The organism is Apilactobacillus ozensis DSM 23829 = JCM 17196, assembly GCF_001435995.1.
Classification (GTDB): Bacteria; Bacillota; Bacilli; order Lactobacillales; family Lactobacillaceae; genus Apilactobacillus; species Apilactobacillus ozensis.
In genome coordinates this window covers 29,267-46,008 of the sequence record NZ_AYYQ01000030.1, presented here as the reverse complement: position 1 = coordinate 46,008, position 16,742 = coordinate 29,267, and the positions used below count along the sequence as shown (strand labels likewise).

Annotated in this window: 14 protein-coding genes; 4 read left to right on the top strand and 10 right to left on the bottom strand. The window is 33.8% G+C overall.

Annotated elements, in window-relative coordinates; all coding sequences use genetic code 11:
- Positions 1 to 44 precede the first annotated feature (44 nt).
- Together FD06_RS04240 and FD06_RS04235 are read right to left on the bottom strand one after the other, a co-directional pair.
- On the bottom strand, positions 45 to 1,550 hold the full coding sequence (locus FD06_RS04240; protein WP_056966289.1) for a glycosyltransferase: 1,506 nt from the start codon (positions 1,548 to 1,550) through the stop codon (positions 45 to 47).
- Between the two features lie 9 nt (positions 1,551 to 1,559).
- A complete protein-coding gene (locus FD06_RS04235; RefSeq protein WP_056966287.1) occupies positions 1,560 to 3,182 on the bottom strand; it encodes a glycosyltransferase in 1,623 nt (540 codons plus the stop codon).
- A 328-nt stretch (positions 3,183 to 3,510) separates the two neighbouring features.
- Between FD06_RS04235 and FD06_RS04230 the strand changes: the two genes are divergently transcribed.
- Positions 3,511 to 4,893, top strand: coding sequence for an aspartate ammonia-lyase (locus FD06_RS04230; protein WP_056966285.1), 1,383 nt, complete (start codon positions 3,511 to 3,513; stop codon positions 4,891 to 4,893).
- A 58-nt stretch (positions 4,894 to 4,951) separates the two neighbouring features.
- Here the strand turns inward: FD06_RS04230 and FD06_RS04225 are convergent, their stop codons facing one another.
- Entirely contained in the window at positions 4,952 to 6,202 is a 1,251-nt protein-coding gene (locus FD06_RS04225; protein ID WP_054658019.1) for a NupC/NupG family nucleoside CNT transporter, read from the bottom strand.
- A gap of 96 nt (positions 6,203 to 6,298) precedes the next feature.
- On the bottom strand, positions 6,299 to 7,135 hold the full coding sequence (locus tag FD06_RS04220; protein ID WP_054658017.1) for an alkaline phosphatase family protein: 837 nt from the start codon (positions 7,133 to 7,135) through the stop codon (positions 6,299 to 6,301).
- Positions 7,136 to 7,610: 475 nt separating this feature from the next.
- Here FD06_RS04220 and FD06_RS04215 point away from each other — a divergent pair, with 475 nt between their 5' ends.
- A complete protein-coding gene (locus tag FD06_RS04215; protein ID WP_054658015.1) occupies positions 7,611 to 8,240 on the top strand; it encodes an SGNH/GDSL hydrolase family protein in 630 nt (209 codons plus the stop codon).
- Between the two features lie 173 nt (positions 8,241 to 8,413).
- Positions 8,414 to 9,037 carry a hypothetical protein gene (locus FD06_RS04210; RefSeq protein ID WP_056966283.1) on the top strand — a complete coding sequence of 208 codons (624 nt, stop codon included), beginning with the start codon at positions 8,414 to 8,416 and terminating at the stop codon, positions 9,035 to 9,037.
- A 38-nt stretch (positions 9,038 to 9,075) separates the two neighbouring features.
- Here the strand turns inward: FD06_RS04210 and FD06_RS04205 are convergent, their stop codons facing one another.
- From FD06_RS04205 to FD06_RS04195, 3 genes are all read right to left on the bottom strand, one after another.
- On the bottom strand, positions 9,076 to 9,957 hold the full coding sequence (locus FD06_RS04205; RefSeq protein WP_056966281.1) for a DNA/RNA non-specific endonuclease: 882 nt from the start codon (positions 9,955 to 9,957) through the stop codon (positions 9,076 to 9,078).
- 140 nt (positions 9,958 to 10,097) lie between these two features.
- Positions 10,098 to 11,576 carry a hypothetical protein gene (locus FD06_RS04200; RefSeq protein ID WP_056966279.1) on the bottom strand — a complete coding sequence of 493 codons (1,479 nt, stop codon included), beginning with the start codon at positions 11,574 to 11,576 and terminating at the stop codon, positions 10,098 to 10,100.
- Positions 11,577 to 12,086: 510 nt separating this feature from the next.
- Complete coding sequence (locus tag FD06_RS04195; RefSeq protein WP_054658005.1) at positions 12,087 to 14,207, bottom strand: hypothetical protein; 2,121 nt, start codon at positions 14,205 to 14,207, stop codon at positions 12,087 to 12,089.
- A 352-nt stretch (positions 14,208 to 14,559) separates the two neighbouring features.
- Here FD06_RS04195 and FD06_RS04190 point away from each other — a divergent pair, with 352 nt between their 5' ends.
- Positions 14,560 to 15,453, top strand: coding sequence for a LysR family transcriptional regulator (locus FD06_RS04190; protein ID WP_054658003.1), 894 nt, complete (start codon positions 14,560 to 14,562; stop codon positions 15,451 to 15,453).
- 80 nt (positions 15,454 to 15,533) lie between these two features.
- Here FD06_RS04190 and FD06_RS04185 read toward each other — a convergent pair whose 3' ends face one another.
- From FD06_RS04185 to FD06_RS04175, 3 genes are all read right to left on the bottom strand, one after another.
- A complete protein-coding gene (locus FD06_RS04185; protein ID WP_054658001.1) occupies positions 15,534 to 15,761 on the bottom strand; it encodes a DUF2922 domain-containing protein in 228 nt (75 codons plus the stop codon).
- A 43-nt stretch (positions 15,762 to 15,804) separates the two neighbouring features.
- On the bottom strand, positions 15,805 to 16,008 hold the full coding sequence (locus tag FD06_RS04180; RefSeq protein ID WP_054657999.1) for a DUF1659 domain-containing protein: 204 nt from the start codon (positions 16,006 to 16,008) through the stop codon (positions 15,805 to 15,807).
- A 74-nt stretch (positions 16,009 to 16,082) separates the two neighbouring features.
- Positions 16,083 to 16,622 carry a sigma-70 family RNA polymerase sigma factor gene (locus FD06_RS04175; RefSeq protein WP_056966277.1) on the bottom strand — a complete coding sequence of 180 codons (540 nt, stop codon included), beginning with the start codon at positions 16,620 to 16,622 and terminating at the stop codon, positions 16,083 to 16,085.
- Between the last annotated feature and the right edge of the window lie 120 nt (positions 16,623 to 16,742).

Genomic DNA, 16,742 nt, shown 5'->3' with positions numbered 1-16,742 from the left:
ATCCCCTCCTTGAAGGAATAATCAAAGCTTATAGACAAAATGGTTTAGATAACTTGAGCCCATTGTTGAGCGAAATTATGAAAGTCAAAATTGTGAATAGCCTCTAAATAACCTTTCTCATCATTACAATCATCTTGCAATTGCATTATTTTAATAATGCAAGCGGCAAAATCATTAAATTTACCCTGTGGTACTAAATAACCATTTTTACCATTTTTAACAAAGTTTTTTGGACCATATTTAACATCATAGCTAACAAAAGGTGTCTTATAAGTGAAAGCTTCAATCATTGAGATGTTAAGTGCATCAGCATTTCCTGCTGAAACCACTACATCGGCATTCTTATACAATTTAGATTTTTTGTCACCCAATTGATAGCCTTCAATAATGACGTTATCTTTTAGTTTCATATCATCAATTTGCTTTTTAATCTGGTCAGAATATTCCTTAGAACCAAAATATCCGACTAAGTGCAATTTAACATCATGAAACTCAGCTTTAACCAACTGTGTAATCTTTAGTAAATGGTCAATATGACGGTCTTCAAACAAACGTCCAATGTATAATATGTCTTTACTATCAGTTTGCTGATTATTTTCATCTACAAAGTTTTCACCATCAACAGTAAAATCAGCAATGTTATATATATTAAAGTTACTAAAGAACTTTTGTAATTCGCTTTGTTGTTCAGCAGTAGGAACTATAACTCCACTATAAGCTGATTTAAACTTACCAAATAATGGACGTAGATTTTCAAACACCTTACCATATTTACTGCCACCAAGATTGACGTCTGTCGTGTGTGGTCCATGCAAGAATTGATATTTATGACAATTAGTTTGTACATTTGCAATTGCTTCAATTAAACTTGGACGATCATTTATTATTACACCTTCTTTCTGATTAAGTAGTTCTTGAATAAAGAAGGTAAACAACTCATCTTCAGTATTGAACCTCAAATTCTTACCGTTGTAATCTAGTAGTTTATACATGGTTGGAAATACTTTACCATTTATAAACATATGCGTAATTTCCATAACTGGTTTGCCATCAATATCGTAAAGTAATTCATGACCAGTTTCGCCATTAGGATGTAGATAAACTGTTTTGGACTTAAACCCACGCGAATCATATATATCTTTACTAGTTTCATTTCCAAAACGATCATAGTAAATAATTGTTCCAATTTCACCAATGGTTCCAGGTGCAATTTCAACCTTAGCAACTGTATTACCATGATACTTAATCAAAGAACTATTATTGTTTATTCCAACAATGTGATAATTTCTCTTATCAACAATATCTGAATATCTTAGTTTATTATGCTCACGTTTGACTCCAGTTGTTCCCTGAAAAAAATCATACATAGATATAAAATCATCATCGTCCAAACCGTGATCTTTAGCATCGGCATGAATACGTCCATTATAATTTCTGGTTACAATTTTTGATTTCATACCGTTTTTCTTAAACTCTTGTTGACGATTAATCGCCGAAAATTCAGTCCCTGAATTAAAAGTAAATATATTTTCGTTTACAAAATAATACATATAACTCACCTACTCCTCCATTTGATTTAAGCCTTGATTAATTGGTTCTCTGTAATCTTTAAGCTTTTTATCCCAATTTTCACGAGCGTCATTCAATAGGGACTTCCATTCATTCCAAACGCTTTCTTCAGAATATCGCTTGGCTAAATCGTATGAGGCATCGGACATTTTTTGAAGAACATCTTTATGTTTAAATAGGTAAATTAACTTTTCACCTAAAGCTTTATAATCACCATAATCAACAACATACCCATTCTCACCGTCTTGAATTAATTCATTAGGACCATAGTTAACATCATAAGTAGCTCCTACTTCACCGTGTGAAGTTGCTTCCATCATGGCTAAATTAAATCCTTCCATGACTGAAGTTAAACCATAAACCTGATATTGGTCTTGAATTTTGCCAACATCCGTTGTATATCCGTGAATATGAACTTGATTTTTTAAATCGTACTTCTTAATGGCTTTATCAATTTCTTTTTTAGCACGGTCATTTTGAGAATGGTCCAAATATCCATATAAATCTAAACTAATGTCTGGGATTTCTTTTTTAGCAATCCCCATTGCCGAAACTAAATCACCAAATTGCTTTTCTGGAGCAATACGAGCAGTCGCTAAAATACTATTAGGCTTACGCTCACTCATTGGAATACGAGGCTTATCAAATTGTTCATTAGGCACTATTCCTACCGCAATCGTAAAGACTTTAGCTAATGGCTTGAATCGACGCATAACATCTTTACGTTGCTTTTCAGTTGCTGTAATAATCGCGTCATAATCATTACCAGTAAATAATGGGAACTCGTAATTATTATTCAAAATCGAAGTATCTGGCTTTTGTGGATCACCCACTTGAGAGTTATGAAGATGCATTACATAGTAAGCAGGACGATGTAACTTAGGAACCATCCAATCAGCTACATTGGTACGATCTAAAACAAATACATTAGGCTCTTTGATAGAGAAATATTTATCATTAACTTTGTTTAAAAATTCAAAGACCACGTCGTCAATGTTATCCACAATCTTGATAGAACCATCATCTTCAATGATTTTCCAAGCTGATTGTTCCATCTTGCCCTTAGCATTTTTACGATAATACGTTTCTAAAACAGGTTTTCCATTTAAGTCGTACCAAACGTCAGTAGCCACTTTATTATCAGGTGTATACCATTCAACCATTGATTGAAATCCACGAGTATCATAAAAATCTACTCGGTATAGATTCCCGAAACCATCAAAGTATTCAACGGCACTAACTTGTTTATCTTTACTAATGCTTTCATCAAAATATCTAACTCTGGCAACAATTGCATTATCTTTTAACACTATGTATCTGTTGTTGTTAGGCTCATCATTATAAGTTAAACCCGTTAATCCAAAATCGATATCCATAACGTTGTTTTTTTTAGTTTCAACATTTTCTGCTTTCTGGAAAAAATCAAACATATTAAGGATTTCATCATCTTTGATATCAGCAGCATTTAAATAAAAATGTTCTTTTGGATTCCAATCCCTAAAAATTAATTTAAATGGTGCTTTATTATTTCTAAATAGTTTTGCTCTTTTAATTTGAGCATGTTCAATTCCTGAATTCTTCTCATTATAAGTAGTATTTATGAAAAAATTCATTAAATCGCCTCCAAATGTTTCTATATGTATACTAAAATTAATAAAATTATTAGAAATAATAAATTATTTAATATACACTTTTAACGTTACGCTTGTTCTTCTTATAAGTTAAATATTTCGACTTATACTTTTATAATGTTTAAATATTCTTAAGGATTAAAGAAAAATGTATTTAGTGTTATTTTTTGTAACATCAAATAAACCTTCCGTAAATACTGTGAGATCAACAAAAAGTTTCATGAAAGGTTGTTTATGTATTGACGTTCCTAAAAAAATCGCCTATAATTCATTGAAATGTGTAACAAAATATTACATAGGAGATGCTAAAATGCGAATTGATCAAGATTGTTTAGGAAAAATGGAAGTTAAAGACGATGCACTATATGGGATTCATTCATTAAGAGCAGTTCATAATTTCCCTATTACTAGTGAGAAAGTTCATCCAGCTATATTAGAGAGTATGTTAGAAATCAAATTAGCTGCTGCTAAAGCTAACCTCAAGGCTGATACTTTATCAAAAAGTAAAGCCGACGCAATTATTAATGCTTGTAAAAAGTTAATTGATAACCATGATTATCGAGCATTCATAGTTCCAGCTATTCAAGGTGGTGCCGGAACATCGACTAATATGAGTGCTAATGAAGTCGTAGCACAGCTAGCTTATCAGATGACTGATATTAAAATTCACCCCAATGATGATGTCAACCAATCGCAATCCACTAATGATACATTCCCAACGGCTGGTAAAATGGGCATGTTAAAATTAGCTCCTAAGTTGCTCCAGTCAATCGACAATCTAATCAATCAGTTCACTGAGCTTAGCATTCAACATCAAAAAACAATTAAAATCGCAAGAACTCAGTTACAAGATGCAATTCCAACTACATATGGCAGGTCGTTCAAAGCATATGCATCCCTGTTCAAACGCGACTATAAACGGATTCGCAACGCTGCCAAAAATCTAACCATCATTAATTTAGGTGGTACCGCTATCGGTAACGGATTAAACGCTAGTGAATATTATCAAAATAATATTGTACCTATCTTAAGCGAAGTTAGCGGACTCAATCTACAACAAGCTGATGATTTAATTGACGCAACCCAAAATTGTGACAGTTTCGCTGAATTTTCAGGAGCGTTAAAAACTCTAGCTATGAATTTATCTAAAGTTGCTAACGACTTACGATTACTATCAAGTGGTCCACAAACTGGTTTAAACGAAATTAGTTTACCTAAGAAAGCTGCTGGATCATCTATTATGCCTGGTAAAATTAACCCAGTGATTCCAGAAGTTGTTAATCAAGTGGCCTTTGAAGTGATTGGCAAAAACTTAACCGTATCCTTAGCCGCTGAAGGTGGTCAATTAGAACTAAACGCCTTTGAACCAATTATGTTCCGTGATATCTTAACTTCTGAAGAGCATTTAACTAAAGCCATAGAAACCCTAATTAATAATTGTCTAAAAGGCATTCAAGTTAATGCACAATATAATAGAAAGAATGTGGAAAAATCTGCAATCACCGCGACGGTACTAACCCCCAAGATTGGTTATGAAAAAGCAACTAGCATCGTAAAAGAGGCTCTCAACAAAAATATATCAGTTAAAAAATTAGTGCTAGATAAACAACTATTGGATTCAGCAACCGTTGAAAATCTATTTAGTCCTGAAGTACTAACTAACTGTGATAACCAAGACAGTGCAATTCAATAAATACTAAATTACACAAAAAAAGAAGCGATAAATTTTTTACCGCTTCTTTTTTATTTGATTACCATACGAATAAACCAATTACTCCAGCAGACATTAGTGAAACTAAAATCCCTGATAGTAACATGTAACCAACGTTATGTGAAATAACATCGTTCTTAGCACGATCAACTAATCCTTTGAAAGCACCAACAATCATACCAACTGTTGATAAGTTAGCAAATGAAGTTAAGAAAACAGTTAATTGTGCACGGTAGTGAGGTGCAAAATCATTAATATGAGGGCTAACTTTACCCATAACCACAAATTCGTTAGTGATTAGCTTAGTTCCCATTTGTTGAGCAAAATTAAAGGCAGTGTTTACATCTGAACCCATTAACCATGCAAATGGGAACATAATAATACCTAAAATGTGTTCTAATGATAAATTAGGGTTAATAAAACTAAGAATCTTATCTACTAAAGCCGCTAAAGCAACGAATGCAATCACATTAGCGGTAATAATTAAGATTAACTTACCAGCGCCTAAAATTGAATCACCTAAGAAAGAGAAGAAAGGTTCTTTTTCAGCTGGTTTGTCTTTATCAACAACCTTTTCAGCTACTTCGGCTGAGTCATTAGCTGCTGAACCACCCATCTTAGCAATTGTATCTTCTTCTGGAGTAACTTTAACTGGACTTAAAATAGAACTAATAATAACAGCATTTAAAATATTTAAAGGCACAGCAGTTAATACGTATTGACCCGGAACCATTTGAGTATAAGCACCTAAAATAGAAGCAGTTACACAAGACATTGACATCATTGCAATCACAACGTTACGTTCGGCAGACATTTTCTTCAATTGAAGACCAGAAACCGCAAGTGCTTCTGTATTACCTAAAAACATCATTTCAACTGCAAAGAATGATTCAAATTTTGGTTGACCAGTAATGAATGCTAAGCCACGGCCAACCCATTTAATAATCCATGGAAGTACACCAATATAAGTTAAAATATCAAAAACAGGTACAATTAATAGAATTGGTAATAGTGAACTAGTTACAAAATCAGGTGATTTCATATTCAACCAACTAGGTAAAGCAAAAGAAATCCCTGCATTAGCAACTTTAACTAGTTCAGTAAAACCATTAGCAGTAGCATTAACAGCCGCACGTCCCCAAGCAAATTCTGTAAGAATATAAGCAATGAATAAGTTCAAAATTAAAACAGTAATTACAGAACGCCAATTAATTGCCTTACGGTTCTTTGAAAAAAGTAACGCAATACCTAAAAATACAAAAATACCTAAGATATTAACTAAAAGATACATTATAATAAATTCCTCTCTCTATAAATTAATAGACCACAAATCATGCTGCTTAATAAATAAAAACTAGCTCATCACCCCCCTTAAATTCAATAAATACTAGTTTTCTAAATTATGCAACAAACTAGGATTTTCCATTGTATCAGCATCATATAATCCAAAAACATCCAAGATAGTTGATGCAATTACTCCAGATGAACGCTTAATACCTAACGAACGACCATGTTCAATACTAGATGTATAAATTAACAATGGTAAGTATTCTCGAGTAATTTGCTGACCTTGATAAGTCGGATCATTGGCAAAATTAGCGGTAATGATTAACAAATCTTCTCTTTCTAAAGTTTCACAAAGTGATTGAATCTTGCCATCTAACCAATTTAATTGACGAACATATCCATCAGCATCTTTAGCCTTAGCATAGCTCTTCAGTTCTGGTGGCTGACAGTAAATAAACCCATCGTGTTGTGAATTTAATTTATTGGACAATTCAATAAAAGCTTTGCTATCATCTGGAACTTGAACAGAATTATTAATATTCTGATTTTCCAAATAATTAGCAAAGCTTGCGATAATTGAAACATTATTAAATTGACGAGCCAATAAATCAAAAATAGAAAGAGTACGGGTGCTAGCATTAAAATCAAACATTTCGCGTAGACCTGAATTAACACTGGCAGAATTTACCTTGCTGCACATTTTGCCATAGAAACCACGACTAGTGGAAACTTCAGGAATATGTGCCAGCGGATTATCCCAACGAATATTACCTAACCCTAAATCAATTAAAGTAGGCACTACCACCCTGTCAGCATATGAAGCATCTAAATGACCAATAGTATCAGCATTAACAGAATTAAAACGGTTAGCATCTGGACCTTCGCCCATACCAAGTGAAGCTAAATCTAATACAATCACTCTATTTAAATCCATCATTTATGCCCTCCATATCTATTTTTATTTTTAACTAAGTATTTTACCAGAAGATATTAATTAAGTAAATATTAAAAAAGCTACACTTTTAAAAAGTGCAGCTAGTTGTTGCCCCTGCCAAGGAACTATATTATAACATTTGCAAATAAAATAGGCTTACGAATCTTTATAAAATAAAAATTCATAAGCCTAATTATCAATAAGGAAGATTGTACTAAGTATCCATTTGGAAGAACTTTCGATTTGTTTTCGCCCCATTTATTTAGTCATAATTAATGGTAGTTAATTCTATTAACTAGATTAACAATATGAAAAGTAATTTGTGTTTGGCGGTAAAAACATGGATAATTATATTGATATTTATCGCTTGGTAAATTACTTCTCCCCATATCAATAAGTATGTTAATCGTAACAATTTAATATCGTTTTTTCAACCTATTCAACAACAATATAATTTATTTCTAAGGAGGTTATCATATTGAAAAAGACTTTTAATTTTAATAATTGTCCAATTATAGCCATCGGTGACTCCATCACTAAGGGTTCAAATGGGCATGAAGTTTTAAGTAGTAACTACCCCAAATGGTTAGCTTACTATTTGCACGCTAATGTTGATAACGCTGGTGAAAATGGTGCTACCATCACCGGAACTCGTGAAATCGATATGCCACAAAAGATTAGAAGCATTAACTGGCGTAATTACCAATTAGCTATCTGCTTTTACGGAACTAACGATTATGGCCATAGTAAAGCCTCAATTGAAGATGTTAGCCTGACCTTAGCTAACAATATCAATATAATTTGCCAAGCTAACCCTGATGTAAAAATCATTGGCATATTACCTACTACCAGATATGATGATTACAAAAACGCTAGTGATGTTTTTTGTAAAGGTGGTTATACTTTTAACGACTTATTAGATGCTTTAAAATTAACCTATCAAGTCTTAAATATCGACGTCTTAGACTGGCGAGTATGGAATCCAAATCTTATCAATAACCATAATTATCAAAACAAATTAAATGATTGCCACTTGCATCCCAACGGTCAAACTTACCAAGAAATCGCAATCAATATCGCAAACTATCTTCGCAATACAATAAAATAATAAATATTGTTAATATAAGATTGTTTTAATGACTGAAATCTGCTATATTTAAATCTTGTGTGTTTTTAAATTACTAGGAGGTTTCAGTCATTCTTGATTCTGTCGATAAACAAATCATCGAAAAAAATCAACTTGGTTCAATCATTAACATTGAAAAGATATCCCCCAGCAACGTGCATCGAAAAGTAAAAAACTATCAATTAAATTTAAGTAAAACTATCTTGATAATTGATATAAAAGGTAAGTATCAAAAATACAATAGTGTCATTGTTGAATATCCATACGGATTCATTATGACTGAAGTGACTACCAATACATTATTGAGACCATTTTGGAATAGTAATCAACTAACTAATCGTGGACTGAATAAGACGTTTGCTAGTTTTTTAGGCTTTCATAATAATCCGCCTTTTTTATACAATCGATTTTTATTATTACCGCTACAAAAGATTAATCGCAACGGTAACAATCGTTCTTGGATTGTTTATAATCCAAATTGCAAAATTATGCCCGATATTAATGACGAATACATTAACGTACAAATCAATAGTTCAATTAGTATTAAGATGAAAAGTAAAGTCGATTACATATTACGACAGAAATCCCGAGCTTTTGAAATGAAGTGTACAATCGATCGTTTCATGCAAGAAATTAGCTTTTATTGGGGCAACGAATACCATGCCGATTTAGAATATTTAAGGTTCAAAAATAATCTCGTTGAACAGTTATCAATCGTTGATTTTATTAACTATTCTACTAACACGGTTATCAAAAAGAAATTAAATGAATATGAATAATCAAAAAGCGTTACGAATATTTTCGTAACGCTTTTTTACTACCTAACTTTGCTAGTTCCATTAGCATAGTTTAAAACAAATCCCGGTTCTTCATTTTTAATATAGATATTAAAGTGAACATCATCGTTACCAATTGATTGAGCTTTCATCTGCACCCCTGAAGCTAATAAATTATTACCTTTAAAGTGTGGAATAACTTCATAGCGAACATAGTGATGCTTGTTCATACGTAAGTACGAAGCTACTTGGTTTTCATAGCTACTCATTCCCGGGTCATTTAAAGCCCTCGTCCCAGTAATTAAATTACGTAAATTATTATTCTGACCTGTAAATTGATAGCCAATCAGATGACTACGATTATATAACCAGCTCCCATTAGCACGTTTATTACGCCAGGCAGTTGGATTGACATGTAATGGTTCACGAGCCTGTTTAGGCATTAACGATTTATTTAACAAAGCATTAGCGGCTGTCGCACGATTTAAGTGATCTAAATGACCATATTTAGCCCAGGCCCTATGTTTGGTTGATAGCTCGCTTCTGCTAAATTTTGGATTGTTATTATTTACAATTGTGATTTGATGGTTATCAATTAATTGCTTCGTTCCTGAAGTTTTACGAGCTTTTTTAGCTGCTTTTTTTATATGTTTTACTGTAGCTTTACGGATAACTTTCCGTTTTTTACTAGCGTAATTACTTTCCGTTCCTGATAAAGTTAAACCACGAGCCTTGGCTTTCGACAAGGGTTCATGATATATCTTTTTAGCATGGCTCAATCCGCGATCATGACGATTGTAAAAATAATGCTTGCCAGTTTGAGTCGTATAGACGTAGGGTTCAGCATGAATATTTACAGGAACAAGTGCTGCACCCGTCAATAAAGATATTAATACAGTAAATATGTAACATGTTTTTTTCAAAAAATCACTCCTAAGTAATTAATAAAATATAAATATATTTATATTCTTTATAGAAATAATTATATTACTTAAAAGTATATAAGAAAATACAAAAAAGCCCTGCCAAGATTATGACAGAGCTTTTTAGCAATTTTAAATAATTATTGCGCTAGGTAATTTTGATTACCTGCATTAGTGTTTTGTTGTGAGTTAGGATTTGTTGTAGCAACTTTAGTTCGGTTGTAGTAAACATTTAAGACATTACCGTACTTACTGTTAGCATTGGCTTGACGTGTCATGGATGAGTTATAAGTGTATGAGTAGTAGTAATAAGTTTTTCCATTATCATCAGTAACCGTCTTACCGTTAAATTGGCTTAGTGGTGCGCCTGTGTTAAATAGTTGATTTTCAACGCTGTTCATATCAACATTTAAACCTTGGTTACCACTTAAGCTACTAGTTTGGTTAGTGTTCAAGTTTGGAATTGATTGAACATCGTTTCCAGTTAGTTGAGTTGAGCCAGTAATTCCATCACCTAAAACGTTTAATTTAATTTGTGAAGTGTTGCTAGCAAGTTTAGAAATGTAAACTAAACCATTACCACCGGCTTTAACATTATCAACGTTACCTAAGTTGGCAAGTTTGTAGCCAGCAGGCATGTACTTGTTAGCTGAATCATTAGTAAATTGAACGTTATCACCATTATTCATTTGACCCAGTGCAGTTAATGGAACCGTCTTAGTATCAACCGTGTTCCCAGTTGCTTGGTCAACATAACGAATGGTATAACCTAAGTCAGAAGTCATGGAACCATTTAAATTACCACTGTAGACCCAACCAGTTAATGATGGCATATTGTTATCAACCACGTGGTAGTATAGACCGCCAGAACGAACTGTTGCGGCGTTGTCGATACGGAAAGTATCAGTATTACGGTAACCAGAAGCTGATTCTAGGCCAACCTTAGCACTATCTTTTTGAGTTCTCCATGGAGTAGTCCATAAAGCACCTTTCAAGTAGTAGCCATCAGTTTGAGCTGGCAAAGCAGCTGGGGTCATAGTTTCATAGTAACTAACTCCCCCAGTGATTTGGCTTAAATCGTCTGAGAAATCGGTACGACCAGCATAAATCCAACCGTGGTATTGTTTACTCATTGAAGTTACACGAGCATATAAAGTACCATTACTGTTCTTAGCCATTGCATCAACGTAAAAGACGTTCCCTACACTCTTAGAGTTAGCTAATTGGCTCATTTTAGCCTTGCTAGCCACTAAACGTGCGTCTTTACGTGAACTAGGCTTATTGTATAAGCCAGCAGTTCCTGTAGCTACAACGTTTGATTTAGCAGCATCATATTCTAAATCGTTATATTCAAAAGTAGGATATGTCTTTTCCTTCTTAGGCGCTACCTTTTTAGGAGTTTCTTTTTTAGCAGCAGTCTTTTTAGGTTGAGCTGCCTTCTTCTTATTATTCTTAGCTACTTTCTTTTTAGGAGTAGCCTTTTTAGCCTTAGATACCTTAGAAGTATCATTCTTAGTGTTTGTCTTTTCAGCAGCATTAGCATTTGCAGTACCTGCAACGGATGCAAAAGTTAACGCAGCTAATCCAACATACAATGATCTTTTCAATCTAGTTTGCATATAAATATGCCCCCTGTAATTTTATTGGTTAAATTATAACATGAATAAACTAAAAAATAAGGGAACAAGTCCCTTATTTATATAACTATTATTTATTTTTCTGAATACCTGTGGCATTTTGTTGACCTTGACCTGGTTGTTGACCACTTTATCCTGATTGTTGATTATTTTTATTTTCAGAATTATTGCCATTTTGAGATTGATCGGCAGTTTTTGAATTATTTATGTTCGTATTTGTATTAGTTGAAGTTGAGTTATTCGCAGGCGTGCTTGGTGTATTGTTAATTGCATTAATAGTAATCGAAGCACTTGAATTGTAGTAAATATAAATTGGATGACTTACTCCATTGTAAGTTTAATTACTATTCGTTCTAATCACACCACTATTCAATTATTGTATAATGAAGCCATCCAAGTCACCTTAATAAATATAATCAGTAATTTCTTGTAAAAATATGTATAAAAAAAGAACTCTTCGGAGTTCTTTTTTTATTTAGTTAAATAATAAGATTATTTAGCTAAGTAATCAAGAGTGTTGTTTGATTGTGTTGTAACAGGTCCAGCAACTGGAACAGCGTAGTAATAGAAGCTTACGCCATCAGCCATCTTCTTGTTACCCATTTCTGAGTTAGTAGCAGAAGGAGCTAAGAAGTATACCATGTGGTATTGTTCACCATTAGCACCAGTAGCTGTCTTCATGTACTTACTATCAGTGTTGTTTGATGAAGTATCAAATGAACCGTAAGGTTTAGAACCACCATTGATTCCAGCGAAATCAGAGAAGTTGTATTGATTAGTAGATACAGTTGAAGGATTCAATTCCTTAACATAACCATCAACATCTTTAATAGGTGTAGCACCCCAGTTTAATGATGGTTGTGAATCATTGTGACCATTAATGTTAGCAACGACAAAACCTTTGTCATCAACAACTTGACCATTACTACCATCTGCATTTTTAATTAGCTTGTAGCCATTGTATTTAGCAGTAGCATTAGTTGCACCCTTAATAGCTTCAGCTGTTCCTAACTTATCAGCATCAGCCTTAGTAGCAAATAATTTAGCACCATTGTTTAAGCTTAATTCTGAACCATATTTAGCAGTTGCAATAACAGCGTTGTTACCGTCAACAATTAAATCAGTTGATTGGTTAGAATTGTTAGCATCTTTAACTTCTACAAGAGTGTAACCATTGTATTGTTGGTAATCGTTAGTTGCACCTTTAATAGTTCCTTTAACATTAGTTGTTACTGAAGAAACTTTTTGTCCTGCAATAGCAGCTTTGTATGCATCCATAGCAGCATTGATGTCTTTGTATACAGACTTGTTGTATCCAACATCTGGTAAAGTAACGTTGTTCTTAGAAACAAGAACTCTAAGTGCATTTTGAGCACCTGCTAATTTATCATTGTATTGTGGTGTTGAACTACCATTTTGTAAACCAAAGTATGCAGCAATAGCTTTTTCGTTTTGAACTTCATTTTGATTATAGAAGTAATCATTGTTGTAGATAGCTGGGAATAAAACATTATCAGCAGTTAATCTAGTAGAACCGTTTACGAATTGGTTGTTGTTCAATGCAAATGCACTTAACTTACCATAGTTAGTATCAGCTTTAACAACTGACAAGTAAACAGTGTCACCAAACTTAACATCTTTCAATGCGGAATAGTTATGAGTGTTAGTGTCAAAACCTTTAGCATCTTGGTTATCAGTAACTTGGTAACCAGTACCAGCTAATTGAGCGTTTAACCAAGCAACTTTACGGTTGTTGTAGTTACTCAATGTAGTTGGTGTAAACAATTTACTGTTTAAATCATCTTGGTTAAATACATTTGAGTTGTTAGTTCTCATATTTGCATCATATGCATGGAATACTGATGACTTAACAGTTGAACCGTTGTAAGTGAAGTTGATTTTAACATCTTTAGCAGCGTTAAAGTTATCAGTTGGTTTAGCATCGCTAGTAGCGCCTGCCCATACCCAACCACTGTAGTTAGCATTAGTCTTGTTAGTTACATGGTAGTAAGTCCAACCTTCACGGTTTAACTTAACAGCCTTGTCAACTACGTATTGGTCGTTAGCAATAGCTGAGTTATTGTTAGCAGCCTTAGTAGTCTTGAATGCTGAGTACTTAGGAGCGTCCCAAAGAGTGTTTGAAACTTGGCTCTTCAAGTAAACAACATTGTTCTTAGGTGTGTCAGTAGCAGTAGTTGTTGATTCTACCTTCTTAGCTGAACCAGCGTATACCCAACCACGGTATTTGTGATCGAATGAAACTACCTTGTAGTAGTGAGCACCCTTTGAAGTCTTAGCTTCACCGTAAGCCATGAAGTAACCCTTTGATGAGTTAGCAACAGATTTTACATCAGATTTTGATGCAACTACACGAGCACCTTTAACAGTACCTGGCTTAGTGTAGATAGCGTTGCTACCGTTTAATGAGTAAACAACTGATTGATCAAGATTGTAACTTGAAGTATAAGTTACAGGCTTAGCTTTTTTAACAGTCTTAACTGTCTTCTTTGAGTGGTGTTTCTTAGCAGCGTTAGCGTTAGTTGCGCCAGCTACTGAAGCAAAACTCAATGCAGCTAAACCTAAGTATAAAGATTTCTTTAAACTTTTTTGCATTATATATTTCCTCCAATACATTAGTATGTAATTTATCAAGCACAAGTATTATATCATGAATAAACTGAAAGTTAAACATAAATAACTTAACTTGCATGCATCGCTTAACAATTACAATGACATTCTATAGTATAGACATCTCATAGGTGTTTCGCAACCATAATAATTAGATTGTAATACTTTTGCAAAGAAGTGTTACTTAAATAACTAAAATGTAATATGTAGGCTGCCCATACATTAGTTAATAATATAAGTCAATGGCGTAAAAAAGTCAAAAATTGGCTCACATTTTATAAAATTCCTAATTTTTAGGGTAAAATATGCATTAAAAATACTGGATTGGAGTAATTATATGCTACCGTTTGCCTATCAAGCCTTTATCACCGTGGTCGAAGCGGGTAGTTTCTATCAAGCTGCTCAATTATTAAACGTTACCCCTTCGGCGATCTCACATTCAATTAATCAACTAGAAAAAAAATTAGGCTTTTCAGTGCTGGTACGTAACCGTGCCGGTGTCCGCTTAACTGAAAATGGCCAAGAGATTCTGCCAATGATTCAAACGATTCTGGCTGATGAACAACTATTAGAACAAAAAGCTGCTAATATTTCTGGAGTTAGCCAAGGCATTGTCCGCATTGGCGCATTTAGTAGTGTGTGCATTAATTGGTTACCACCTATTTTACGTCACTTTAAAAAGCACTATCCCCAGATTAAAATCAAAGTTACACAAGATGCCTTTAATAACATTACCAGTGACGTTCGTAGCGGAAAAATAGACTTAGGCTTTACCTGTGATCCTAAAAACGATGCGGTGATTAAGGTCCCGCTAATTAAAGATATGTTCTATTGTATTACGCCGACTGACTTCATCCCCATTAATGGTCACAGCATCACCCAAGCTGACATCATCGATAAAAGCTTTATCCTACAACATTCCGATTACATCGGTGACACTAAGGCCGTATTAGACCACTACAACGTTACCGTACAATCCCTGCAGTTCAGTATTGATGACCAGTCAATCATCGCCATGGTTGAAGCTGGTCTAGGCATTGGCATATTGCCGAAGTTAGCGTTGATCAAGACTTCCGGCGAAGTTAACGCCTACCCTTTTGATAAGGAATTTTACCGTGATATTTATCTCATCATTAATTCGATTGAAACCAAAGCGCCAGCGAATGCGAAGATGGTCTCAACAATTAAACAATTTATTGAAAAACATTATCCTGAACATTTATGTAAGTAAAAAGGCCGCCAAACATGGCGACCTTTTTTAAATTAATTAGACTAGTTAGTTATTTGATGTTTCCTATTACTTGTTACATGTTACTTGTTACGGGTATCGAAGATGGTTTTAGTATTAGTGTCCACATAACGTGCGGCGACTGGTACTTTATATAATTGAATGCCATCACGTTCGAACATGTTCAAAGCTGCGATGCGATTCATCGCCCCTTGTAATTCGTTTACCCCTAGTGCTTCATTGGCGTAGTTAAGTTTGAAAGTCTTGATTTTACGGTCTTCAGATTGGAATGTAAGTTCTAAATGCTTCATATTATATTGCCCCCATTGATTTAATTAAGTTGGATTAGTAATTTTAAACTAAATATTGTGTCTTATCGTCGACAATAGCGCCGGTATAGTTACTACTTGCTAAGGTTTCTAAAATTGAGCCAAATTCAGCGACTTGTTGGTCCGTTACGTCTTCAACTAGGTTCGCAAAAGAACGTTTAGTGACCTTGCCGTTTTCTTTGTTTACCATTGTATAGACGATATTTGTTTTCAACCAAGTTTTATTCATTTGTGTAAGCTCCCGTTTTTAATTAGATTTGATAAGTGTCGGCCAACCCTTACATCTACTAGTAACGAAATGAACTACCCATGTGTAACCCCTAAATTCAATTTTATTTTTTGATGGAGTTTTTTAAGTCGCTTATGCATTGATTGACGTGATATATTTTCTTGTTCAGCCAACTCGGTTACCGACATCCCTAATTCGTGCTTATTATATAGGTAGGATAATTCTTTTTTTGTGCAAATAGTTTGTAATTTTTGCAGCAATAGCTTTTTTTCTATCAACGCATTGGAATCATCACTAGCTGACAAATATGCAAGTTCAGTATCATCATTTTCTTGACGAGTACCAACTAAACTATCCTTACGTAAATAGTCTAATAGTTGCCAATACACCCCTTGATAGATAAACCCTAAGCGTTGTTTATCGGTTTTATCGGCTGGACACTGATTATATTTCTTAATGAAGGCTAAGACCCCTTCTTGATACAAATCATCATACAGTTGATTAAATGGACGGATATTTAGTTTTTTTAACACTCCATAAATCAATACTTGATGGTCGTTCGCCATTAGATATTTGAAACTAGCTTGATAGTCGTTATTTTCATTTTTATTCATCTTGAATCATCCTTAGCGGTTATAATCCAAGGGCCCTTGGTCGAGTAATAATGTAACAAGGACTAATAAATATTACGATAGCGTAAATATCGCTCGTTTTACCGCATTTTGCATTGAAAT

Bases quoted from the DNA above. Each gene is read 5' to 3' on its own strand.
- FD06_RS04200 (WP_056966279.1), bottom strand. From the start codon at position 11,576: ATGCAAACTAGATTGAAAAGATCATTGTATGTTGGATTAGCTGCGTTA.
- FD06_RS04230 (WP_056966285.1), top strand. From the start codon at position 3,511: ATGCGAATTGATCAAGATTGTTTAGGAAAAATGGAAGTTAAAGACGAT.
- FD06_RS04220 (WP_054658017.1), bottom strand. From the start codon at position 7,135: ATGATGGATTTAAATAGAGTGATTGTATTAGATTTAGCTTCACTTGGT.
- FD06_RS04190 (WP_054658003.1), top strand. From the start codon at position 14,560: ATGCTACCGTTTGCCTATCAAGCCTTTATCACCGTGGTCGAAGCGGGT.
- FD06_RS04180 (WP_054657999.1), bottom strand. From the start codon at position 16,008: ATGAATAAAACTTGGTTGAAAACAAATATCGTCTATACAATGGTAAAC.
- FD06_RS04225 (WP_054658019.1), bottom strand. From the start codon at position 6,202: ATGTATCTTTTAGTTAATATCTTAGGTATTTTTGTATTTTTAGGTATT.
- FD06_RS04235 (WP_056966287.1), bottom strand. From the start codon at position 3,182: ATGAATTTTTTCATAAATACTACTTATAATGAGAAGAATTCAGGAATT.
- FD06_RS04195 (WP_054658005.1), bottom strand. From the start codon at position 14,207: ATGCAAAAAAGTTTAAAGAAATCTTTATACTTAGGTTTAGCTGCATTG.
- FD06_RS04240 (WP_056966289.1), bottom strand. From the start codon at position 1,550: ATGTATTATTTTGTAAACGAAAATATATTTACTTTTAATTCAGGGACT.
- FD06_RS04185 (WP_054658001.1), bottom strand. From the start codon at position 15,761: ATGAAGCATTTAGAACTTACATTCCAATCTGAAGACCGTAAAATCAAG.
- FD06_RS04175 (WP_056966277.1), bottom strand. From the start codon at position 16,622: ATGAATAAAAATGAAAATAACGACTATCAAGCTAGTTTCAAATATCTA.